General features: G+C 63.8%; 21 protein-coding genes. 6 read left to right on the top strand and 15 right to left on the bottom strand.

Annotated elements, in window-relative coordinates; all coding sequences use genetic code 11:
• Position 1: 1 nt before the first annotated feature.
• From ABD283_RS02920 to ABD283_RS02885, 8 genes are all read right to left on the bottom strand, one after another.
• Positions 2-226 carry a hypothetical protein gene (locus ABD283_RS02920; RefSeq protein WP_344223548.1) on the bottom strand — a complete coding sequence of 75 codons (225 nt, stop codon included), beginning with the start codon at positions 224-226 and terminating at the stop codon, positions 2-4.
• 50 nt (positions 227-276) lie between these two features.
• A complete protein-coding gene (locus ABD283_RS02915) occupies positions 277-1419 on the bottom strand; it encodes a M20 metallopeptidase family protein (protein WP_344223547.1) in 1143 nt (380 codons plus the stop codon).
• A 157-nt stretch (positions 1420-1576) separates the two neighbouring features.
• Entirely contained in the window at positions 1577-1876 is a 300-nt protein-coding gene (locus tag ABD283_RS02910) for a DUF3253 domain-containing protein (protein WP_344223546.1), read from the bottom strand.
• Between the two features lie 18 nt (positions 1877-1894).
• Positions 1895-2848 carry a WcbI family polysaccharide biosynthesis putative acetyltransferase gene (locus ABD283_RS02905; RefSeq protein WP_344223545.1) on the bottom strand — a complete coding sequence of 318 codons (954 nt, stop codon included), beginning with the start codon at positions 2846-2848 and terminating at the stop codon, positions 1895-1897.
• A complete protein-coding gene (locus tag ABD283_RS02900) occupies positions 2841-4085 on the bottom strand; it encodes a glycosyltransferase family 2 protein (RefSeq protein WP_344223544.1) in 1245 nt (414 codons plus the stop codon). Before ABD283_RS02900 ends, ABD283_RS02905 begins: the two co-directional genes overlap by 8 nt.
• Positions 4082-5173: a glycosyltransferase family protein gene (locus tag ABD283_RS02895; RefSeq protein WP_344223543.1), complete on the bottom strand. Its 1092-nt coding sequence runs from the start codon at positions 5171-5173 to the stop codon at positions 4082-4084. The genes ABD283_RS02900 and ABD283_RS02895 overlap by 4 nt, the downstream gene beginning before the upstream one ends.
• A 77-nt stretch (positions 5174-5250) precedes the next feature.
• Entirely contained in the window at positions 5251-6366 is a 1116-nt protein-coding gene (locus tag ABD283_RS02890) for a fatty acid desaturase family protein (RefSeq protein WP_344223542.1), read from the bottom strand.
• A gap of 74 nt (positions 6367-6440) precedes the next feature.
• On the bottom strand, positions 6441-7358 hold the full coding sequence (locus ABD283_RS02885) for a flavin reductase family protein (RefSeq protein WP_344223541.1): 918 nt from the start codon (positions 7356-7358) through the stop codon (positions 6441-6443).
• A 491-nt stretch (positions 7359-7849) separates the two neighbouring features.
• On the opposite strand from ABD283_RS02885, the gene ABD283_RS02880 reads away from it, so the two are divergent.
• The 3 genes from ABD283_RS02880 to ABD283_RS02870 are packed head-to-tail and all read left to right on the top strand — an operon-like array spanning position 7850 to position 10573.
• Positions 7850-8470 carry a TetR family transcriptional regulator gene (locus ABD283_RS02880; protein WP_344223539.1) on the top strand — a complete coding sequence of 207 codons (621 nt, stop codon included), beginning with the start codon at positions 7850-7852 and terminating at the stop codon, positions 8468-8470.
• Complete coding sequence (locus tag ABD283_RS02875) at positions 8467-10167, top strand: MDR family MFS transporter (protein WP_425552790.1); 1701 nt, start codon at positions 8467-8469, stop codon at positions 10165-10167. Before ABD283_RS02880 ends, ABD283_RS02875 begins: the two co-directional genes overlap by 4 nt.
• A 13-nt stretch (positions 10168-10180) precedes the next feature.
• Positions 10181-10573, top strand: a complete 393-nt coding sequence (locus ABD283_RS02870) for a VOC family protein (protein ID WP_344223538.1) — start codon at positions 10181-10183, stop codon at positions 10571-10573.
• Between the two features lie 141 nt (positions 10574-10714).
• Here ABD283_RS02870 and ABD283_RS02865 read toward each other — a convergent pair whose 3' ends face one another.
• From ABD283_RS02865 to galU, 4 genes are all read right to left on the bottom strand, one after another.
• The gene (locus ABD283_RS02865; RefSeq protein ID WP_344223537.1) at positions 10715-12460 is read right to left on the bottom strand and encodes a CYTH and CHAD domain-containing protein; all 1746 of its coding nucleotides are present in this window, start codon (positions 12458-12460) and stop codon (positions 10715-10717) included.
• A 97-nt stretch (positions 12461-12557) separates the two neighbouring features.
• Complete coding sequence (locus ABD283_RS02860; protein WP_344223536.1) at positions 12558-13256, bottom strand: hypothetical protein; 699 nt, start codon at positions 13254-13256, stop codon at positions 12558-12560.
• A gap of 336 nt (positions 13257-13592) precedes the next feature.
• A complete protein-coding gene (locus tag ABD283_RS02855; protein ID WP_344223535.1) occupies positions 13593-14237 on the bottom strand; it encodes a GNAT family N-acetyltransferase in 645 nt (214 codons plus the stop codon).
• 13 nt (positions 14238-14250) lie between these two features.
• The gene (gene galU, locus ABD283_RS02850; protein ID WP_344223534.1) at positions 14251-15159 is read right to left on the bottom strand and encodes a UTP--glucose-1-phosphate uridylyltransferase GalU; all 909 of its coding nucleotides are present in this window, start codon (positions 15157-15159) and stop codon (positions 14251-14253) included.
• A 147-nt stretch (positions 15160-15306) separates the two neighbouring features.
• Here galU and ABD283_RS02845 point away from each other — a divergent pair, with 147 nt between their 5' ends.
• Together ABD283_RS02845 and ABD283_RS02840 are read left to right on the top strand one after the other, a co-directional pair.
• Positions 15307-15957, top strand: a complete 651-nt coding sequence (locus ABD283_RS02845) for a 5-formyltetrahydrofolate cyclo-ligase (RefSeq protein WP_344223533.1) — start codon at positions 15307-15309, stop codon at positions 15955-15957.
• Between the two features lie 47 nt (positions 15958-16004).
• Positions 16005-16301: an FmdB family zinc ribbon protein gene (locus tag ABD283_RS02840; protein WP_344223532.1), complete on the top strand. Its 297-nt coding sequence runs from the start codon at positions 16005-16007 to the stop codon at positions 16299-16301.
• A 50-nt stretch (positions 16302-16351) separates the two neighbouring features.
• Here ABD283_RS02840 and ABD283_RS02835 read toward each other — a convergent pair whose 3' ends face one another.
• Complete coding sequence (locus tag ABD283_RS02835; protein WP_344223531.1) at positions 16352-16486, bottom strand: hypothetical protein; 135 nt, start codon at positions 16484-16486, stop codon at positions 16352-16354.
• On the opposite strand from ABD283_RS02835, the gene ABD283_RS02830 reads away from it, so the two are divergent.
• Positions 16485-17159, top strand: a complete 675-nt coding sequence (locus ABD283_RS02830) for an RcpC/CpaB family pilus assembly protein (RefSeq protein WP_344223530.1) — start codon at positions 16485-16487, stop codon at positions 17157-17159. The two genes, ABD283_RS02835 and ABD283_RS02830, sit on opposite strands and share 2 nt — an antisense overlap.
• Positions 17160-17543: 384 nt before the next feature.
• Here ABD283_RS02830 and ABD283_RS02825 read toward each other — a convergent pair whose 3' ends face one another.
• Together ABD283_RS02825 and guaA are read right to left on the bottom strand one after the other, a co-directional pair.
• Complete coding sequence (locus ABD283_RS02825) at positions 17544-21398, bottom strand: hypothetical protein (protein WP_344223529.1); 3855 nt, start codon at positions 21396-21398, stop codon at positions 17544-17546.
• Between the two features lie 96 nt (positions 21399-21494).
• Positions 21495-23093 (bottom strand): glutamine-hydrolyzing GMP synthase, encoded by a 1599-nt coding sequence (gene guaA, locus ABD283_RS02820; protein WP_344223528.1) that lies wholly within the window; start codon positions 23091-23093, stop codon positions 21495-21497.
• Between the last annotated feature and the right edge of the window lie 29 nt (positions 23094-23122).

Here is a 23122-nt window from a genome sequence, read left to right as displayed (position 1 = left end):
ATCAGAGACCCGTGTGCACCATGAGGGGCGGCTGGATGAGCGCGCCCACGACCACCATGGTGGAGGTTGCCACCAAGTCCTCCGGGATGATCCCGAGCTTCGCGAAAATGAAGACGCCGAGCATCGCGACGAGCAGGGAGGGGATGCGCGCTCTCGACCAGATGGACGCGAGTTCACCGAGTGCTATGAACGCCAGGATGATGGCGGCCGCCAGAAGTGGAAACATGGTGGGTCCTTCCGTGAGGTACCGATGAGAAGTGGCGGTGCGTGAAACGCCTAGTGGGAGGCCAGCCGGTCGAAGGCTAACTGGGCCAGGGCCGCGGCCTGGTCCCCCAGGACGGCGTCGTCGAAGAGCACGTTGGGTGAGTGATTCCAATCCGCGGTCTCCGGATCAACGTCCGGCGGGCTGCACTGCAAGAAAACGAAGCAACCGGGGACGTTCTCCAGGACGAAGGAGAAGTCCTCGGAACCCATGAGCGGATTCGCATATTCGACCACCCGGGATTCACCAAAGGTTGCGCTCAGTGTTTCCGCGGTGAAGGCCGCCTCGTCCTGATCGTTGATCGTGACCGGGTACAGGACTTCCCAGTCGACGTGGGCCCGCACCCCGTGAGCTGCGGCGATACCGTCGGCCAGTTGCTTGACCGCAACCGGGAACGCCTCGGTGGTCTCGCGTGACAACGTGCGGACGCTCGCGCCCAGTCTGGCGCTGTCTGGGATCACGTTCACTGCATTCCCAGCAGACAGTTGGCTGATCGACAGCACCACGGGATCGAACACGTTGAAGCGGCGGGTCACCATGACCTGCAGCGCGGTACCGAACTCCAACAGCGCGGGCACTGGGTCCTGGGCCGTGTGCGGTTGTGATCCGTGGCCGCCCTTGCCGTGGAACGTCACGGACAGTTTGTTGGCTCCGGCCATCGCGGTGGTGGTCCAATAGTTGAAGACACCGGGAACGCCGGGAGCCACATGAATCGCGTAGGCAGCCACGGGTTTCTCGCCGGCGGCCTCTAGCAGCCCCTCGTCGAGCATCGGTTTGGCCCCACCGGGGCCTTCTTCACCGGGCTGGAACATGAAAATTACGTTGCCCTGAAGCTCGTCCCTGCGAGCGCTCAGCAGCTTGGCCGCTCCCACGAGGCCAGCCGTGTGGAGGTCGTGACCGCACGCGTGCATGTTGCCGTTCTCGGAGGCGTATTCCAGACCGGTTTGTTCGGCGACGGGCAGCCCGTCCATGTCACCGCGCAGCAACACAGTGGGCCCTGGCTGGCCACCGCGCAGCACCGCTACAACGGACGTGACCGACGTGCCCACAGTGATCTCGAGACCCAGTCCCTCCAGCGCCTGGAGTACCTGCTGCTGTGTCCACGGCAGATCATTGCCGAGTTCGGGATGTGCGTGAAGTCTTCTGCGCAACTCCACGAGCTCGGGCTATATTTCTTGGGCAGCTGCAACGAATGACATGACCTCACCACTTCTCGACCGGCGCGTTGAACATCAGAATTCAAAAATTCTTCATTCACCGTATGCCCGGAAAGTGATTAGCCGCACTATCCGTGGGCTTTATGTCACATTGTGGTCAGTCGCCTGTAACCTGCCCGTTCAATCGCGGACCCGGCGCCAGTCGAATGGGGCCGCGAGCTGCAGTGATGTCCACTTCTTCGCCCTTTTGCTGCACGATCACTTCACCCTGGCCCACTAGCGCCTTGGCAACGTCACGCACCAGGGGCATCAGGTCCCGCCAGTCATCGCCACCGATCGTGCGTGCGGTCTCGGAAGGGCAGATCGTTTTCCCGTTGCGTTGCCGCAACAGATCACGAATAGAATCCGCTGCCTGCTCCCGCAGTGCATGAGTTTCGGAGCCGTTCTCACTCGTCATTTCGAAAGACCCACCTCGCTAGTCCAGCAATTTCATGGCGCCGATGAGCCGCTCGTGCCGCTTCATCCCCGCGGCAACCACCTGCGGGAAATGCGCGTACCAACCAAGGTGCTCCGCGGCGACGTCGTCCTCCGAAACCTTCTCACCACCAATGACCCAGTGATCACGCGGACCAGCCTCGAGGTCATCGTCGCTGTACCCCAACGCATGCAGGGTGGACGCGTAAATGGGCGCGCGAATGCCGCCGAGCAGCACACGACCCGGATCCTGGACCTCCCCCGGTTCACCGAGTCGCTCGAGGATTTCCCGCGCCACGCCCATGAGTACTTGATTGCTGGGGTGGTTGATCACATGGGCCGCGTCGGGTCCGGCCGCCTCGAACAACGACGCCGCATCCACTGTTCCGTGGGCCTGCTGCCGGATGCGCAGTTGGTGCAGCGATTCATCGCGGGAGGCGCGCACGGCCTCGTCCGAGACGGGTTCCAGATGCACGGAACTTTTTCCCTGCGCGGCCGCCACGAGCACTCGGAGGTCGTGGTACGGCGCGATAGGCGGGTCCGTCACGCCCTGCGCCCGCACGATCGCCAGCGTGGGCATGAGCGCGGTCCACCGCATCACGGGGTACTTCACCGCGCGCGAGTCTGCTGGAGTCAGCGCCAGGATCTCGTCCGATCCCAGCGGTAATCCGCGATACCCGGAGGCCACCGGTTGGGTCGCCACAAAGCTGCACCGGTTCAGCAACCGGGTGAGGTGCGGAAGGTCCTCGGCCAGCAACTCATGGACCGGAGGAACCCGCACACCGTGCCAGCGCCCCTCGCCCGCAGCATGCAGCAGCACACGCAGGGACTCCGCCTGGCAGTTGCCGTGCACCATGAAAATCGGGGCATCCGGCAGATCGGCCAGTCCGTAGAACTCTCCGTAGTGCGCTCGCCGACCGGGGTCATGCGGATCGAAACCCAGTTCCTCAGCCATGTGCCACCCGTCCTTCAATGCGTTGCTGCGTGTCTGCCGGACGAGCCGCATCGCATACGACTGACACGTCCGATTCCCCACGGTTCACATTACGTGTCTCCCGCAGTTCCAGAAGCCCGGGAGCGCTTTGTTCACCGCGCTCACACAGTGCGCCCAGCGGTTCATGCAGAGTAAGTGGGGCCGTCACGTCCACCAGGTAGCGGGATCTGGCCCGGTAACGCGGTTCCGGTTCGCCCACTCTGATTCGGGGATCCTGAGCGAGGGCGGTGGGAATCGAGTCGCGGTCCACGAACCAGATGCCGGCGTCCGTGTCCCGGAGTAGCTTTAACGCGGTCAGGAACGCCTCGCCGTCGTTATCGTGACCGCGCACCCGAACCACCGCGGCCGGTTGTTCGAAGACGACACCCTGTCCCCGTGTGCTCGACAGCGGGATGCGCTGAGCCAGCGCCATGGTTTCGGCGTCCTTGATGTCCCGGGTATCGGCCCGTCCGCCCAGGTCGGGGCCGTCGTGCCACGCAATAGCACTCCGAACGTGGGTGAATCGCGCGCCCGCCTGCCAACACCGGTACGCGAGATCCCAGTCCTCTCCCCCGTACCCGGTGAGCGTTTCGTCGAACCCTCCCACGAATTCGAAGAGCTCACGGTCCACGCTCATGAGCGCGCTGATGATGAGCCGGAAATCTTCGACGTTCGCAGCCGCTAGATCGTTGCTGCGCGCGTAGCCGTCCGATAGCCAGGACGGATCCTCAAGGCGGCGAGCACCATGGGCATGCCCGGAGGTGAGCCACTGGTCGATCTGGTCCGGCGTGCACTCGGAAACGTCCACGTGTTTGCGCGCACCCACGGCCAGTACACCGTGACCGTCCTCGTGCCGTTCCATACCCGCGAGCATCGCCGTGAGAAAACCTGGCTCGGGCATCATGTCGCCGTCGAGGAACACGAGGTGGGGTGCCCGCGCGAGAGCCGCGCCCCCGTTGCGGGCCGCGGCCGCACGGAACCCTAAGTTCTCCTGCCGGGTCAGGCGCACCCGGTACGACGTCGCTCCGATCGCTGGCGCCTCGGTCGAGCCGTCGTCGCTGACGATCACCTCGAACTCCCGCGCCGGAAGGCCCTGTCGTTCCAACGCCCGCAGCAACCGGTCCAGGCCGAGTTGGTTCTCGTAGTAGGGCACGATCACGCTGACACGTGGAGCGCCGTCCTGTCGCTCGCCGTCGACGGCGCCAGCCGGCGCGTTCATGGTGTCACCTGCGACTCGGCGGACCCCCGCGAATCCGTGGACATCGCGGGGCGGTCGTTCGTCGGTTCACTGGCCTTCGTGTCAGGATTCGAAGCCAACAGTCTGGACCACTGGGTCTGCGCCGCGAGAGCGGTGGACGGAACATCTGACTCATTCCAATCCCCGTCTTCGATCCATGTGGAAGCGGGGTTCTCGAGTGCGGCGTCCAAGGCAGCGGGAAGGTCCTCGGTGAGGGTCAACGACCAGGGTGCGCGGTCGCGGAGTTCTTCGAAGAACGGGTGCCGTGTGACTATCGGTCGGCGGCCACTGGCAATCCAGCGACCGACCGAGCCCGAGGCGGAGACGTGCTCGGGTGCCACCACCGGCACCGTGACCGAACGCGCGGCTGCAGTGAGCTCATCCTCGGACAGGAAGCCGGTGACGTGGAAGTGTCGACCCTGCGCGCTCGCGGTGCGCTCGAATTCGGAGACGAGGTCCTGGTGACCGTCCGATGGCCGGCCCAGCGCAACGACGTCGGCAGCGTGAGTGTTTGATGCCAACGCGGCCAGCACGTGCGCGTGGCCCTTGCCCGGGTAGATGAATCCGAGCAGACCCACGCTCGGCCTGCTGGACCGGAAGCCGAGAGGGTCTCTGGTCGAAATGGTGGCGGACACGCGGTCGATGGGCAACGGATCCACGTGCACCGCGGTATCCGCAGGAACGCCCGTGTGCCGGAGCAGGAGATCGCGTTCGTACTCACTGCTCACGATGACCATGTGAGCGGCCGTGACCACGCGGGCGTAACCGGCACTGCGGGCCGTGAACGCGTGACCGTCGGAGGGTTGGGGGATGTCGTGAAGCGTGACTGACACGCGACGGTGAGCGGCGATGCGCTCCAGGACGTGGGCGGCATCGTCCGCGTCACGACCGAAAATCCGATCCGTGAAATGGAGATGGACGGGACCGTCTTCGACCAACAGCTGCGGCAGGACCTCAGCGATCTCACCCTCTACACGCGCGGCCTGCGGAGTGAGATCGGCCAGGGCACTCGCGTGCATCCTGACCCCGTGCTGGGCGGGCCCGACGATAGCAAGGGTGGTTACTTTCACCCCCGAAACTCTACCGGACGGCCCACTGCCCTCGCCCGAGGGCGCTGGGCCACGGCTCACGGCTCACGGCTCACGGCTCACGGGAGAGCGAGCCGGAAAACCTTACGCCACGCCTCGAAAACCTGCTTGGGCAACGGACCGGAGGTGTACGGAATGCCGTACTCCTCGCAAATCGCCTTGACCCGCGGCGCAATCTCAGCCATGCGGTTGGAGGGCAGATCCGGGAACAAGTGGTGCTCGATCTGGAACGACAGGTTGCCGGTCATGAAGTGCATGAACGGGGAGCCGTCGATATTGGCCGAGCCCATGGCCTGGCGCAAGTACCAGTGACCGCGGGACTCGTTCTCGATGTCCTCTTCCGTGAACGTTTCGGCGCCGTCCGGGAAGTGACCGCAGAAGATCACCGCGTGGGCCCACAGGTTGCGAATCACGTTGGCGGCCACGTAGCCCTTGATCGAGGACTTGGCGGAACCGGTCAGGGAGGCCAGCAGCGGCGAGAGCACAAAGTCCTTGGCGCTCTGACGACCGAACTTCTTCAGGACCCGCTTGAGGTCCTTGAGCATGGCCGCCTTGGGCTTGTTGCCCTCCAAGTACTGGTCGAACTCGATGTCATAAATGGCAATGCCCCACTCGAACATGGGTGCCAGGCCGGCGTTGATGACCGGGTTGAGCAGGTTGGCGGGGCGCCACGGCTGCGACGGATCCATGCGCAGCACGTTGTATCCGACGTCCCGGTCTTTACCGACCACATTGGTCCAAGTGTGGTGGGTTTCGTTATGGGTTCGCTGCCAGCCGGAGGCCGGTGCCACGAAGTCCCATTCCCACGTGGTGGAGTGGATTTCCATGTCGTTCATCCAGTCCCACTGACCGTGCAGAACGTTGTGTCCGATCTCCATGTTCTCCAGGATCTTGCCGCCCGCAAGGCAGCCCACCCCCAAGAACCACAGGGGCTTGTGCTTGGAGAACAACATGGAAGCGCGTCCCACCATTTCCAGACTGCGCTGGAGCTTGATCACGCGGTTGATGTAGCGCGCGTCCGATGCTCCTCGCTTGGCCGTGATCTCGTCCCGGATCGCGTCGAACTTGACCTCGAGCTCAATGAGCTGCTCTTCGGTGAGGTTCAAAGGATTGGGCGTGGGGCGAGACCGCTCTATTTCAAACGTGGGTGTCTGCTCTTCCAATGTTGCTGCCATGTGCTGCTCCTTCTAAGGGGATCGGGGTGCCTGTCGGCTAAATCTGCGGGGTGGGCGAGAATGCGGCGGGGTCGCTAGACATCCAATGCCACCCAAGGGGCTGGTCGGGTGATGCAGGTTTGCATCAGTCCGGGATCGTGGGTGACCTCGCCCGTTCGGATATCGGCTACCTGGCCGTCCGTCATGGGCACCAAGCAGCTACGGCAAATACCGATGCGGCAGCCGTGCGGCAACTGTCGGCCGGAGTTCTCTGCCGCTTCCAGAATGGAATCCGCGCCGGTCACTTCCAGGGTTTCCTCCGTGGCGGAGAAGTACACTTCCCCGTTGCCGCTGGCGCTGGTGCGCTTGGTCAGGTCGAAGCGTTCCACGCGAGATTCGCCGCCGAACAGGATGGCCATGTCCTGCACTTGGCTGACGAAGGAATCAGGGCCGGATGAGTAGATCTCACGGTCCTGATAATCCGGGCACAGCCGGGGAAGGTCCCCTTGGTCCGAGAAGTCGATGCGGCCGTCTTCACGGCTGAACCAGAAAATGGGTTTCAGGCCGGGGAACTGATCGGCCAGTTCAAGGATTTCATCGTGAAAAATGCAGTCCTCTCGTGATCGGGAGGAGTACAGCAGCACCACATCGTGGTCGGGGCGCCGCGGCATGAGTGTGCGGAGCATGGACATCACCGGTGTGATGCCAGAGCCCGCCACGATGAACAGGATGCTCGCGGGAGTCTCTTCCAGCACGAATTGGCCGGAGGGCTCCTCCAGGTACAGGAGGGTTCCGGGTTGAGCGTCGTGAACTAAGAACGTGGACACCGCACCATTGGCCTTAACCGTGATGGAGGGGTCGTGCCCCTCGGCGGCACTGATGGAGAACGGACGCCATACCCGCTTGCCATTCAGTGACACCCCGATGCGAGCCCACTGGCCTGCCACGTGGGGAATCCACCCGTCCCCGGCCTTGAAAAAGATCGTGGAGGTGTCTGCGGTTTCACGGACCACGCGGGATACGATTCCTCGCGTGTACCGGGCACTGCTCAGGTTGTGAAACACCTGGAGGAAGTCTTTCGGATCACGCGGGTACGTGAACTGGGAGACAGCGAATTTAAGAAGCTTTCGAGCGCTGTTGTTCTTCACGCTGGGCCCCCACTTCTGGTCTATCGTCAATCATTGAAATCTGGATATCAGGTTGCTCTTTCTGCGGACGGGGCCGGTGATCTCACCGTCCTCCGATGCCGGAACCTGTTGACGATCTACGCGGGTCCTCGGTCTCGATGGATGTTCAACCACTCGGATCATGCGCGGCTGGAACGTTCTTACCGTAACAACCGGTCATGCGCGCCCACACCGAACCTCCTGATTGTTACCTGGACGGCCCCTAGGGCCACCCGGGTGCTGGCGGAACGTTGTCCACGCACTCTCTCGCCCTCCCGACAGTGACCCGCACCAAACTTGCACTTGTGCAAGATTGCACGAGTGCATAGTATGTACCAGTGCTAGAAGAGAAATTGTCATTGCGGGAGCGGCATCGGGCCCAGACTTCCCGCGAGATTCACGAGGCCGCCTGGGAACTGACCCGACGAAACGGGTACGGCGCCACCACGGTAGACGCCATTGTGGAACGCGCCGGAGTGTCCCGCCGGACTTTCTTCAACTACTTCCCGTCGAAGGAAGACGCGGTCCTGGGCCTGAAACCGGTACACATGCCTCCCTCTGCTCTGGAGAACTATCAGGACACCACCACCGGCGATGAGTTCTCACGTACCGTGCGGTTATTCCTCGAGGTGCTCCGACACTCTGCGGGTTTCAGCGCCACCGGCAAAGAACGCAAGGAATTGCTCACGGCCAACCCGGACCTGTCCCGAAAGATCGGTCTCCACATCACGGCAGCCGAGTCCTTGGTGGCAGCCACCATTGACGAGCACACAGAAGATTCGGCCAGTGCCGGGACATGTGAGAGGTCTCAGGCGTACGTGCTGATGGCCGGAGCGGTTCTCAAATACGTCTACCGAAAAAACGAAGACCTGACCAGCAATTCTGACCCGGACGTCGTCGACAGCGCGGTAGAACAAGCGCTGTCCGTTTTCCGCACCGCATTCAAGGAGATTTCATGAGCCACAGCACGTCATCTGCACCGACCCACCGGTCGGGCAAGCACATGGCGGAACCCGCACCCCGGTTGGCGCTGCTGTTCGCTGCACTCATGATGGTCATGCTGCTGGCCGCTCTCTCCCAAACAATCCTCTCCACGGCCCTGCCGACCATGGTCGGAGAACTGGGCGGGGTTAACCACATGAGCTGGGTCATCACGGCCTACATCCTGGCCTCCACCGTCATGATGCCGGTGTACGGCCGCGTGTCCGATCTGCTGGGCCGCAAACCCATCCTGTTGGGCGCAGTCCTGTTGTTCATCGCCGGTTCATTGATCGGTGCGGCGGCACAGACCATGGGACTGCTCATCGCGGCACGTGTGGTGCAAGGGCTTGGTGGCGGTGGCCTGATGATACTGTCGCAGGCCGCCATTGCGGATGTGGTTCCGGCCCGCGAGCGAGGCAAGTACATGGGCATCATGGGTGCGGTCTTCGCGGTGTCTTCCGTGGCAGGTCCGCTGCTGGGCGGTTGGCTGACCGAGGGGCCCGGCTGGCGCTGGGCCTTCATCATCAACATCCCCCTGGGAATCCTGGCCCTGATCGCGGTGAGCGTTTTTCTGCGGATTCCTCGCCCGGAACGCGCCAAGTCCCTGCACATCGATTACCTGGGCATGGTGCTTCTGGCCGTGGCCACCACCTCCCTCATCCTGGTGTGCACGTGGGGTGGTCAGCAGTACGACTGGGGCTCCCCGCACATTATCGGCTTGTCCCTGCTCACCGTTGCCGCTGCCATTGCTTTCGTGATGACGGAGTCCAAGGTCAAGGATCCCGTGATCCCGCTGTCACTGTTCGCTGATCGGAACTTCACTCTCACCACCGTGGCCGGCTTGATGGTCGGCGTGGTCATGTTCGGTGCCCTGGGATACATGCCCACATACATTCAGATGGCCAAGGGTGTGGATGCAACCACCGCTGGTTTGCTGATGACACCCATGATGGGCAGCCTGCTGGTGACCTCCATCCTGTCCGGGCAGATCGTGTCCAAGACGGGCCGGTACAAATTCTTCCCGCTGATCGGCATGGTGATCACCGGGCTGGGGCTGTGGCTGATGTCCACCATGACCGCCTCCGATCCCATGTGGAAGCTGTGCCTGTTCATCGCCGTGTTCGGTGCCGGCATTGGCCTGAGCATGCAGATTCTGGTGCTCATCGTGCAGAACTCGTTCCCCAACCGCATGGTGGGTACCGCAACGGCATCGAGCAACTTCTTCCGCCAAGTGGGTGCAACCGTCGGTTCGGCCGTGGTGGGCTCGGTCTTCGTGACCCGGCTCCATGATCTGTTGGCAGAACGCATGCCTCCGGCGGCTGGGAGTGCCCCGGTCAGCGGCAATTCCCTGACCCCCGGGCTGGTTCAGGGGCTACCGGATGCACTGCGATTGCCCGTGATCGATTCCTACAACGATGCGCTTCTGCCCATCTTCTTGTTCATGGTGCCGTTGACGGTCATGGCCCTGGTCCTGCTCTTCTTCGTCGTGGAGAAACCGCTGGCCACTCAGATCGACCGCGAAGTCATCACCCCCGACTCGGACGAAATTGCCGCAGCCGACCGGCCGGACCCCAGTGATGCGCAGCGTCATGGGACGGACCCCGCCGTCTCCGGTCCGTCCCCCGCTACGCTTGACCCAGAGTCCGACCAGGAGCCCGTCTCCACCCGTCGCTGAGCAGGAGTACACCGTGCGCATTCGTATCAACATCACCAGTGTCCTGGTGGACGACCAGGCCAGAGCCCTTGAGTTCTACACCGACAAGCTCGGCTTCGAACTCAAGCACGATGTTCCCGCCGGCGATGCCCGCTGGCTCACGCTCACCGCCCCCGGCGATCCGGACGGCGTTGAGCTGCTCCTTGAGCCAGATGCCAACTACGGCGCCCCCGAGTTCAAGTCCACCCTCAAATCAGCCGGTGTCCCCTTCACACAGTTCCAGGTGGACAGCGTGCAGGAGGCCTACGACGAGCTGCGTTCCAAGGGCGTGGAGTTCACCATGGAACCCACGAACGCCGGCCCGGTGAGCATCACGGTCCTGGACGACACGTGCGGAAACCTGATTCAGCTCATCAGCGAGAACTGACCCGCACTCTGAATAGCTGCAAAACGATCGACGGTACGTCCCGAAATTCTTATTTCTTGGGACGTACCGTCGATCGTCGTGTGGGGCCCGGCAATCACCGGCTCCTAATGTCGGTCAGCTCACGCGCGGCGGCCGGGGCGTTCAGTCGTCGCTCGGCAGCTCCCGCTGGATGTCCTCCACGAGATCACCGATCAGCTCCGGTGCATCGTCCAGGCGCGCACGCAGCGAGGCCATCTCAATCCCGTGCAACAGCCCCACCGCGTAACGGTCCTTGCCGGTGCGCTGGAAGCTGCGTGCCACACGTGCGAGCCAGTGCTCCATGACCGCACAGTCCGTGAGCGACCCCAATTCGTCCTGGTATTCCTTGGCGTACGACGCCGCTTTGGAGCGTTTCTTGCCCGGCTCGACATCCGCGCGGTCCAGGGCATCGCTGACGTACCGAACGGACTTGATGGCCTTGCGGGCGTCATGCAGGTGATCGAAGTAGACCGCCAGGGCCACGGGGTCCTCCTCGGCCCGGGCCAACCGTTCGCTCAGCTCTGCACCGAGTTCGCTGACCTCGGTCTCTCCGGATTCCGAATCCACACTCGGCTTGGCAGTGGCCTCGCGGATCACGTCGGTCAATGCGGTGCTCATGACGGACTTGGCAAACTTCTTGGCGGACAGCTCCGCGGCCTGCTGCCCGAACGAGGGATCCTGGAACAGTGCCCCTAGGTCCGATAGCAATTGGATGTGCTCGGCGCTGTCCAGCATGCGACGAACGGCGCGAGCGGCGTCGGCGGAAGCTGACTCCGAGGCGGCGAACAGGTCCTGCCGGGCCGCGGCCGTGATCTGGCCCTGGAATCCGTCATCCAAACGGGCGTGCAACTGTTCAGCGGCGACTTCCTCGTCACGAGCATCGCTGAGGGCACGCGCCAAGGTCTTGAGGCGCTCCTCGAGATCGGTGCCGGTCTGCTCCGGAACGAAGTCACGCGCGGCGTGCAACACACTGCGAAGAGCTCGACTGCGCACCCGCATCTGATGCACAGAATCATCCGCGCCGATCCGAACCGCGAAATCCCAGTGCTGCAACTGGCGGGTCAAGGTTGCGCACATAGCCACCAGAACGTCCTGGCCGGTGGTCAGCACATCCTTGGTGGGAACCGGTGCCCGCTTCTTGTCGGCGTCCTTTGTGGACTTCTTCGATTTCTTGGACTTCTTCGACGAATTCTTGGAATCGTCCTTGTCCTTCTTCTTGTTCTTGTCGTCCGAAGCCAGTTCTTTGGCCGGAGCACCGCCCTGACCCAGCGCCCGAGCAATCTTGGCCGGTGACTTGGATGCCACGGCACCCGCCTCGAACAGAACGTCCTCAACTGCGTTGAAGACAGCCTTGGTCTGCTTCTTGGACAATTCGTCAGAGCTCAGCTCGATCTCGCATTCGCTCCACTCACGGTCCACCCCGGCACGCTCATCGCGCGCGCAGACGAAGTCCACGCACAGAACCGCGTGCTGCTGACCATCATCGGCGGTGATCGGGTACTCGGCGCGCTTGGTATTGATGGTCGCCACGGGTGTGAGTGGCCGGTCCAACGTGATCCCGACCAAGGTCTTCCGCAGCGCGGCGGGCATGCGATCGGAGGTTTTGAGCGGTGCGTAATGCAGCTCGCCACGGACCTTGCCGGCCTTGTACTTCACGTGCCATCCGTCGTCACCGCCACCCGCACGACGTCGCACGGCCACCTTGGCGGCGCTCAGCGCGTAGTCCTCGGTATCGAAGTAGGCAGCTGTCAGATCGTAGATCGACGGCTCCCCCACCGTGAATCCTTCCACCTTGTGCAGCTTGATCTTGGCCGCCTGTTTGGGCGACACATCGTACTTGCGTTCAATCTCCCATTGCTGCTCAGCCATGACGCTCCCTAGATATGCCACGCGCCGCGGCCTGCCCTGTTGGGTACGGCCGCGGCGCGGAATCGAACTGTTTCGTTAAATCTTTGTGGTGCTGCCGCTAGGCCCGGCGACGCCTCAAAACGTCATCCAAGTTGAGTGCTGCGGATTCCCGCGCACCGGCCTCAGCTGCGTCCTTCAAAGTGGTCGACTTTGCCGCGGGGCGCTGGGGAACCTGGAGAGGTTCGGGTTCACGCGGAGGCACGACCGGGGCCTGGGTGTACAGCGGCTTGGGGACTGGAACCGGCTGCCAGGTGGCCTTGCCCTCGAACTTGGGGGCCGCGGAACGGGCAACCTTGAGAGCCTCCGCACGAAGTTCATCCACCGTGTAGGCGGGTTCGTGGGTCTTGGCGGTGACCTGCTGTTCAGACTGCTCCACCTGTTCGGGCAGATCCAGAGCGGCCATGGCGCGGCGCTCACGAACCTGCTCCTCCTGGCGGTTCTCGTCCTCGTTGTCGAACAGCTTCTGTTCCGGCTGCTCAACGGGCGCGCTTACGGAGCCGCGGGCGCGGCGAACGTTCTGTTCTTCAACGGCCAAGTAGCGCAGTCCGGCTACGCAACCGATGCCGAGCAGCGTGAGGACGGTCGGCACTGCCCAGGTAACGGCGGTGAAAGGAGCCATGACACCGGTGATCAAGGCGGTGAGCAACAGCATGGCACCGGCCAGGAAAATCAGGGTGCGGTCCCATCGAATGTGCAGGCCGGCCATGGGGCGGCGCGCGGATGCCGCGGTGGACGGTTCCGTTGCCGACGTCTCCATGGTGCTCTCCCGTTCGTAGGTTGATGTCTTGGGCGCAAGACTCACTGTAGTGTGCTGCGGGCCACTGCGGGGCGCATCGAACCGGAGGTCGCGCGCATCGACTTGGGCCAGCACGGGGGTGTCTTCACGTCGCAGAATCCGAGGCGCCAGCCATACCGCGCACAACACGCACACGATGGCCAAAACGGCCGAGCTGCTTACCCACGTCAATCCCACGACCCCCACCATAAGGGAGCGCAGGACAAAAACTGCGGCACACAGCACCGTGTTGCTTACAACGGTGTGATTCGTTGTCTGCTACGCGGTGCTCACTCCAGAATACCCTTGCTGGAGTGGTCAGAACCGACCCTTTCGCACAGCCATGAGTTCATCGGAACCGGTGAAGCGGTGCACTAACCCACGGGGAACTTCAGGTGACGTGAGCGCAAAACTGCGGTGATCGCGCCAGTGCCCCGAAATGTGGAGAAAGTCTTTCCGCAAACCTTCATCACGGAATCCAAGTTTCTGCACCACTCGCAAAGATTTGACGTTCTCCGGACGAATGTTGATTTCCATTCGGTGCAGATTCAAATGCTGGAAGCAGTAATCGGTGGCCATCGCGACCGCCATGGGGGCAATCCCCCGGCCAGCTTGTGCTGCATCCACCCAATACCCAAGCGTCGCCGACCTGAAGGACCCACCGGTGATGCTCGAGACACTCAGCTGGCCCACCAATTCATTGCGGCCGGTGTCCGGATTCACTTCCGTGATCAGCCACGGCAACGAGGTGCCCTGCTTCGCCTGATCGCGCATGAGCTTCACGAACTGGCGGTACGTGGGAGGTTCTCCCCCGGGTAGCGGGTTACTGGCCTCCCACGGCTCCAACCACTCACGGTTCCGGTACCGCACGCAGTCCCATTCGGCGCGGTCACGCATGGACAGTGGGCGCAGCGTCAGCTGCGCCCACTGCACACTTACGGGCCACACGACATCAGTGTTCACAGAACACTGACTATCAGTCCTGCAGGTCCTTTGCGAAATCCTTGACCCACGCGCGCAGGTCCGGGCCCAAGTCGCCACGCTCGCACGCGAGCACGATGTTGGCCTTGAGGTAGGACAGCTTGTCTCCGGTATCGAAGCGGCGGCCCTTGAACACCACGCCGTACATACCATTCGCCTGGTCACCCTTGTCGGCGATGGTCTGCATGGCATCCGTCAGCTGGATCTCGCCACCGCGACCCGGCGGGGTGTTCTCCAAGATCTCGAAGATCTCGGGGTGCAGTACGTACCGGCCGATGATGGCCAGGTTGGACGGCGCATCCTCCGGAGCCGGCTTCTCGACCATTCCGTTGACCTGGACGTACTCTTCACCGTCGACGGCGGTGATGTCGGCGCAACCATAGGCGCTGATCTGCTCCTGGGGAACTTCCATGAGAGCCACGACAGAACCACCGGTGGCCTGCTGGACCTCGATCATGCGCTCGAGCAGATCTTCGCTGGCATCGATGAGATCATCGCCGAGCAACACGGCGAACGGGTCATTGCCCACATGGGTCTTGGCACGCAGCACTGCGTGGCCCAAGCCCTTGGGGTCCTGCTGACGCAGGTAGTGAATCTCACCGAGATCGGACGCGTGCTCAACTTCCGTGAGCAGCTTGTCCTTTCCGGACTCCTTGAGGGATGCCTCGAGCGCGGGCACGCGGTCGAAGTGATCTTCCAAAGCGCGCTTGGAGCGCCCCGTGATCATCAGGACGTCATCCAGGCCTGCATCAACAGCCTCCTGAACGACATACTGAATGGCGGGCCGGTCTACCACCGGCAGCATTTCCTTGGGCATGGCCTTGGTCGCCGGGAGGAACCGGGTACCCAGTCCTGCCGCGGGGATGACCGCCTTATGTGCGCGCTTGGTCTGATTAGGGCTCATAAACTTAGGTTAATGGACGATCCTTCTGTGCGGCTGATTGAGGCGAAATATGCAGACTTTGTCATCGTCCCTTCATGAGGGGACACCCTCCGAACCTCTCATTGCCGACAATGACCACGCCGTGAAACACACTCGAATGCATCTCTCATGACGTCGGAATCGAATCTGCCGACCAGTAGCAAAGCGGACCTGCGGCGGCGCATCCTGACCGAGCGGCGTCGTCGTTCACCCGAGGTGCGAAAAGCTGCCTCGCATGCGCTGACCGAGCACCTGATGCGCGAATTGGCCATGACATCGGCCGGGGACATCGCCGCATTCTTGCCCCTCAACACCGAACCCCCGCTACTGGCTGCGCTCGAGGCTGCACATCGCGCGGGTCATCGCGTGTGGGTACCCGTGGTCGAGGCGGACCGCGCGATGCGATGGTGCTGGTGGCGGCCTGACGCCCAGCTCGCGGCCGGTTCCCTGCCCGGCTTGCTCGAGCCTGTGGGACCGCGGCACGACATCGAGATCTTCCGCGCCGTGCGGCTTGTGGTCGTTCCGGCCGTTGCAGTGGGAGCCGACGGCGTTCGGCTGGGTTTCGGGGGCGGCTATTACGATCGCTTTCTGGAACGACTCGCCGCCGCACAGCCGCTACCCGAGATGCTTGTGTGCGTGTTCCACGACGAGATCCTGGCCACCGGAAGCATCCCGCGAGAGCCTCACGACGCCGTGATGACCAAGGCACTGACCGAGCGCGGTGTGGTGGCCCTTGGGAGCAGCGAGGATCACACCCCGGCACCGCCACGAGCGGAGTAGGATTAGCACTCGGTCCACATCAGTGCCAACTAATTGCGAGGAATTCCGTGCCCGTTTATGCCTACGGCTGCAAAGACTGCGGCCACGCCTTCGATATCCGCCAATCCTTCTCGGATGACGCCCTGACCGAGTGCCCAGAATGTGGCGGTCAGCTGCGTAAGAAGTTCAACACCGTGGGCGTGGTGTTCAAGGGTTCCGGTTTCTACCGCAACGATTCTCGTTCGGATGCGAAGACCTCCGGTTCGAACGGTTCGGATTCGTCGGCATCCAGCTCGTCTTCCTCGGATTCGAGTTCGTCTTCGTCCGGTTTCTCCGAGAAGGCTGCCTCAACTTCCGCCGAGTAAATTCACGTCCGCAGCTTCACCATCGAACCGCGGTGCGGCCGGGAATTCGTTCATTCGAGAGCCACCATTGCTCCCCGCCGATCTCGCTCCACAGGAACCTCGCCCGCAACCGTCCGATCCACGATGTCCCCAGGGTCCAACAAGTCAATGGTGGCGGTATCGAAGCACTCGTAGGGTTCGGGCATGAGCCCACGAGTCCGCCCCAGATATCCGCTGAGTCTGCGCTTCCGCACGGCGGTGAACCGCCGTCATCGATTGGTGGCTGCTGCCCTCTGTGCGGTTGCGCTGACACTTCTGATCCTGCAGTTCGCTCCCCCGAGCGCGCAGTCCTCTCCCGTGGTGACCGTGGTCAATCCAGTCCCAGCGGGGACGGCACTGAGCGGGGCCGATGTACATGTCCAGGAGGTCCCGGTTGATTGGGTTCCGGATGGCGCCGTCACGGATCCTTCTGTAGTCACGGGTCAACCGGCCACCGTAGCCCTCGTGCCGGGGCAATTCCTGACGGAATCCTCCGTGCTCGGACCAGGTCTTCTGGAAAGCCAACCGGAAGGTACGACCGCCGCCAGCATCCGTGTCAGCGACCCGGCCGTGTTGCGTCACATCCGGCCCGGGGACAGCGTGGACGTGGTGCACCAGCCGGACAGCGCAGGTAATGACAGGCAGAAGACCGTGGCGGAATCGGTGACCGTGCTGTGGAGCGCACCCGTGGGTGCTGCTCAGGACTCGTCACTGTTGTCGGCCTCGGGAACCGATACCGACCTGGGTCTCGTAGTACTGGCCGCACCCCGGGAAACCGCGTCCGGGCTAGCGGCACTGGACGGTTCCGGGCGGACTTCGCTCGTCCTGGTAGCCGATTAGGTCCCCAACGCGGGCCGGAGGCGCGGAATCGAGGTTTTCAGCCCCAGTGCGGGGGACGCTGTTCCTTCAACCACTGCTCGTGCTCCCGGTCGGACATAGCATCCGATGCCCCGGACACCGCGCGATCCGGGTCGTTCGGCCTGGCAGACAGCGCCGGATCGGTTACGGCCAAATTCGGATCTGGCGCACGACCGCCACTGACACGTCGGTGCCCCCGACGTCGGCGTTTCGGAAGCTCGGTAGCACTTCCAGAAGCAGCGTCCCTACCCGAATCCGTCACCTGATGTGACCCGGTTTCTTGACCGGAGTCAGAACCCTGAACGGGATCCACGGGGTCGTCGTGGCCGGCCTTCGGTGCCGAGTTTTCCTCGTTCATGGGCCTGCTCAGCCGTTCTCCGTGTCAGCCGACGAGTCCCCGGTTCCCTCGGACCGTTCCGCGCCACCCTGCTCACGGGATTCGGGCCCCGAGGTCTTCGTCTTGGCGTTCAGCCCCAGGTACCGCTGCACCAGCGAGGCCACGGTCTGCGGATCGGTGAACACCTCCACGGACCACAGGCTCACGTAGTTCCACCCCGCGCGTTCGAGCTGCTGCGGAATCAGTCGGGAGCGCTCGCGCACACTCAGTGCGCGGCTGCGGTCTGATCCGTCGGACTCCATGGCCACCGGGATCCGCGGGGCTTCGCCGTTCTCGGTTGGCTGCACCACGGCTCCGGCGGACAGGGACTCGGTATCCGCGTACGCGACCACGTCGATGATGTCGGCGTAGTCCGTGTGCACGGTGGCACCGGCGCGACCCAAGCGATCGGCGAGGTCTGCGACCAGGGCGTCCGCGGCGTCGTCGGCGACCGAGGCCGGTGCCTGCGCCTTTTCGGACGTGGTCGACTCGCCGAAGAGCAGTTCAAGCATGCGGTACATGTCCCGCGCACCGTACTGCAGGCGCCGCTCCTCGGTGTCCTTGGGGTGGATGGACGTGACGATGTGCGTGTGCCGACGCGCGCGTGTCATGCCGCGCACGAACGCCTGCCGCCCGTCCTTCTCGGACAGTGCGCCCAGGTTGGGTGTCGAACGACCGGAGGTGGTCCGCCCGAAGCCCAGCGAGAAGATCACGGTGTCGCGCTCGATTCCGGCCGCGCGGTGGAGTTCGACTACGCGGAAGGACTCACGGCCCGGCGCGAAGAAGTCTGCTACTTCACCGTTCTCGCGCAGCCTGCGCTGCACGGCCTGCGCCACGCGGGTCGCGTGCATCGCGGACGCGGTCACTACGGCCAGCGAGCGCTCGGGGTGGCGGGTGGCGTGCGCAAACACGAGGTCCACGGTGCGCTGGACCTCCGCCGACGGCGCCTGCACACCTTCCGTGCCGGCGGTCAGCACACCCACCCCGTCCTCCACGTACTCCGCGGACATCCCAGACGTGGGGCTGACCAGCTCGGAGGCGTGCGGGAGACGCGCGAGAGCGCCGTCGTAGAACGCGGAGTTGAGGTAGTTGAACAGGCGCGGGTCCATGGCGCGGCGCACTGACGTGAGACCGCGTTGGTCGACCACGCGACTCAGCGCGCCGAAGGCCGACTCGAGCTCTGCCACCGGTTGGGGGTCGTCCCCCGAATTCTGCTGCGGGGCCACCGTGAACGGGTGGGGGTTACCCGCGTGTGCGTCACCGAACGCAATGACCTGATCCGCACGCACGAGCGCGGGCAAGGTCGCCGCCAGAGGCGTGGACTCGGCGTCCAGGATGACGACAGTGTCAATGTGCTGGTCCTCGGCCAGAGTCGCCGAAAGCACGAGCGGGCTGGCAGTCCACACCGGGACCAGCTGCTTGATCAGGTGTTCTTCCGCGCTCAACTGATCCGGGCGCACACGCCCCGAGCGCAGCATGTCCCGCAGGTTCCGGGCGGCCACTGGTCCGCGCCGAATGCTGTGCTTCCAGCGCGTGGCGAGCTCGTGCATCAAACGGCTCGGTGCGGAGGCCACGTGTGCGGAATCCGCGCGACGGAACGTGGACTCGGTGCGGCGTAGTTCGTTGCCGTGGGGCATGGCCACGAAGTCGTCGCCGCTGATCATGGCCTCGAGCACGGATTGCCACCAGGCCAGTTCCAGCTCTCCGCGCACCTCGTGCGCCGGCACTCGGCGGTCCTGCATGTCCTGCAGGAACTCACCCAACCCGCGCGAACGCAGGTCGTCCAGGAGCATGGTGCGCTCGGGCAAAGTGGCCAGGTGGGCTTCGTCGTTGATCAATTCGTCGAGGGTGGTTTCCAGCTGCTCGACGTCCGCGGATTCCAAGGTGGCCGCCGTGGGCGAACCCTCCAGGGCGATCGCGAGACCCTCGAGGTCTTCGCTGAAACGACGCTGGATCTCCCGAACCTCGCTGGCGCGATCGGAGACCGCTGGTTGCTCGAGGGACGTCGCCCATGTTCGCCAGCGATCGCGCTCGGACTGCACCTTAACCAGTGCGGCATGCAGATCCGAGATATGGACGCCCGGGCGCATGTACTCCTTGGCGGCCTTGCGCAACCGGGAACGCTGCAGCCCGGTCATTTCGATCCCGTGGTCGCGGCGCCATCCCGAGGACGCGGTGGCGGCGATCAGATCCGTGACGGGCCGGTCGTAAATATCCGGTGTGAAGTGCTTGAGTGAATCGCCCACCTCGATGACCAGCGACAGCTGCTGGGCCCACTCCTGGATACTGCTTCCCGGGCGCAACCCAGACACGCCCAGGACACTGCGGATCCCGGTCTTCAGTGTGGTCAATTCGAGCAGCAAGGATTTGGCGAGCCGGTGGGCCTCACGAGCCTCGTCGTCGTTGACCAGGCGGGCGCCGTTCCACGGGCCGGCAAGGGTCTCGGCGTCGAAAGCGCCCAACCGTGCGGCGCGTTCCAGCTGCTTCTCGACCTCGGCGCGGTGGGAGACAGCGTCGAGCACGGATCGACGGAAACGCACGGCCGTCTGCGGGCCGGGCTCGCGGGCTGTCAACTCCGCCAGGGCCTGCATCGCCTGGTACGGCGAGGCCTGCCAGCGCGGGCGCACGGCGTGCAGCGATTCCTCATGCACGCGCAGCTGTCCGCGTGAGAGCCGTAGCGCGTCGTGGAGCTGCTCCAGGTCGGGTTCTTCGGCGCGCTCGTTGCGGGCGATGGCGTGCACGAGACGCTCAGCAATGTCGTCATCGTTGAGGTGTGAACCGAGCGGCAACACCAGCGAGTCCAGACCCAGACGGTTCCACGCCCGAGTGAAGGCGGAGAGCGTGGTGCGGGATTCGCCCAGCACCAGAACACTCTTGTTGCTGTACACCAGTGATCCCACGGTGGCTACCACGGTGTCGATGGCCGGGGTTCCCACGGGCGTGCTGACCACGAAGCTCTCGCCTTGTTCGGCCAGATCAACGACTTCTTGCTGGCTCCGGTCCAGATCCGTCAGGGCCAGCTCATGAGCGGGATCGCGCTGGTCGAGAGGTTCCGCGCGGTTCTCCAACGGAGTGACCACCGGGAGCTTGCCCACCTCGTGGTTCTTCAGTCGCGCCAGGCCGCGCACGAACTCCGTGCGCGCCTCAACGTTCTCGTCCGCGGGACGCTCGCGCAGGTCCGCGAAGGTCGAGACGAGCAGTTGGTGGGCCACGTGCATACCGGGCACGTCCACGGCCAACTGCCGCAGCGTTTCGAGCACGGGAGCCGGGTCCAGGCGGCGCGTCCCGTACGCCAACCGGGACATCTCCCCCGTGGCCAATTCCACGTTGTAATCCTCGCGCAGCCGGCGTACCAGTGCCGGGTTCAGGCGCGCCGGAGCCACGATCTGAAGCTCGAAATCCTTGCCGTCCGGGCGCAGCTTCACGGTCACGGGCGCCAACAGCACGGGGGCGATGAAGCGCCGCTGCCCGTCCACGGCCGGATTGGTCAACCACGACGCCGTTCCGGCCGCCAAATACGCGGCGTCCAGCCTGTGCATGACCGAGAGTTCATGAATCTTGGTGCGCAATGCGCGTGCCGAACGTGCCGCACGTTCGTAGGCGGGGTCCTGATGATGGATCATCGTGGACAGCCTGGTGGGACGCCCCATCAACAACTGTGCCTGACCCGAGGAATTGGCTTCCGCAAGGTCGATGCACACGTTGTCCACGCGGTTGAACTCCAGCAGCGTGTCCGGACCGGTGTAGGCGTCCATTTGCTGGGTCCAGGCACGCAAGGACACCCTGGAATCGGTCCCGGTCTCGGTGTTGTTCTCGGGGCGTTCTTGGGGCGCGTCTGCAGACATGAGTCTCCTACTCACGAGTGCGCCGACCGCTCCACCCGCTCCTGGGTGGCGCGGCCGACGCACCGGCACTGATGTTCGTTCACAACGAGTGTGGGATTACTCCCACTCGATGGTTCCGGGTGGCTTGGACGTGACGTCCAAAACCACGCGGTTGATTTCTTCGACCTCATTGGTGATGCGGTTGGAAATCTTGGCCAACAATTCCGAGGGCAGGCGCGACCAGTCAGCGGTCATGGCGTCCTCACTGCTGACGGGGCGCAGCACGATGGGGTGGCCATAGGTGCGGCCGTCTCCCTGCACGCCCACCGAGCGGACATCCGCGAGCAGCACCACGGGCATCTGCCACACGTCGTCGTCGAGACCGGCGCGAGTCAGTTCCTCGCGAGCAATAGCGTCAGCACGACGCAAGATGTCCAAACGCTCCTCGGTGACCTCACCGATGATGCGGATTCCCAAACCGGGGCCGGGGAAGGGCTGGCGACCCACGATGTTCTCCGGCAGGCCCAGCTCGCGGCCCACCGCGCGGACCTCGTCCTTGAACAGCTGACGCAGCGGCTCGACCAGCTCGAACTGCAGGTCCTCCGGCAGCCCACCCACGTTGTGGTGGCTCTTGATGTTGGCTGCGCCCTCACCGCCGCCGGATTCCACGACGTCCGGATAGAGGGTGCCCTGGACGAGGAACTGCACGGGCTTACCGTCTGCTGCCTCTGCACGTAAAACGTGTTCCTCAGCGGCCTCGAAGGCACGGATGAACTCACGACCAATGGCCTTACGTTTGGCCTCCGGGTCGCTCACACCCGCCAGTGCAGAGAGGAAGCGATCGGATTCACGGGCCACGTGCAGTTTCACGCCTGTGGCGGCCACGTAATCCTTCTCGACCTGCTCCACCTCGTCCTGGCGCATGAGCCCGTGATCGACCAGCACGCAGGTCAGGCGATCACCGATCGCGCGCTGAACGAGCGCCGCGGCCACGGCCGAGTCCACACCGCCGGACAGACCGCACAAAGCCTTGCCGTCGCCCACCTGAGCGCGGATCAATTCGATCTGTTCCTCGATGATGTTGCCCGTGGACCAGGACGGGGTGATCTGGGCACCGTTGAACAGGAAGTTCTCGAGTACCTGCTGCCCGTACGCGGAGTGCTTGACCTCCGGGTGCCACTGCACGCCGTAGAGCTTGCGTTCTGAGTTCTCGAAAGCCGCAACCGGGGCGCCATCGCTGGACGCCAGCGTGGTGAAACCCTCAGGGGCACCGGTGACGGAGTCTCCGTGACTCATCCACACGGTTTGCACTTCCGGGGCGCCCTCCAGCAGGGTGCCCGTGAGGTCCTGGGACGCGGTGGCCATGGTGGCCCCGTATTCGCGGGCTCCGGTGCGTTCCACCGAGCCGCCCAGGGCGTTAGCCATGACCTGGAAGCCGTAGCAGATGCCCAGTACGGGCACACCGGCTTCGAACAGCTCGGCATCGCGCTGTGGGGCGCCGGGAGCGTACACGGAGGACGGACCACCCGACAGGATGATCGCCGCGGGGTTACGCTGCAGGATTTTTTCGGTGGACCAGGTGTGCGGAACGATTTCCGAGTAGACGTTCGCTTCACGGACCCTGCGGGCGATCAGCTGCGCGTACTGCGCACCGTAATCGACCACAAGAACCGGGCGGTCCTCGAGTTCGGTGAGGTTGTCAGGGGTTTCAGTCACGGGCTCAAGTCTAGAACACCAGCGCGCCC

This window comes from Kocuria atrinae (assembly GCF_039531425.1).
Lineage (GTDB): Bacteria > Actinomycetota > Actinomycetes > Actinomycetales > Micrococcaceae > Kocuria > Kocuria atrinae.
The sequence above is the reverse complement of the archived record's forward strand: the minus strand, read 5'-3'. Positions and strand labels throughout refer to the sequence as shown.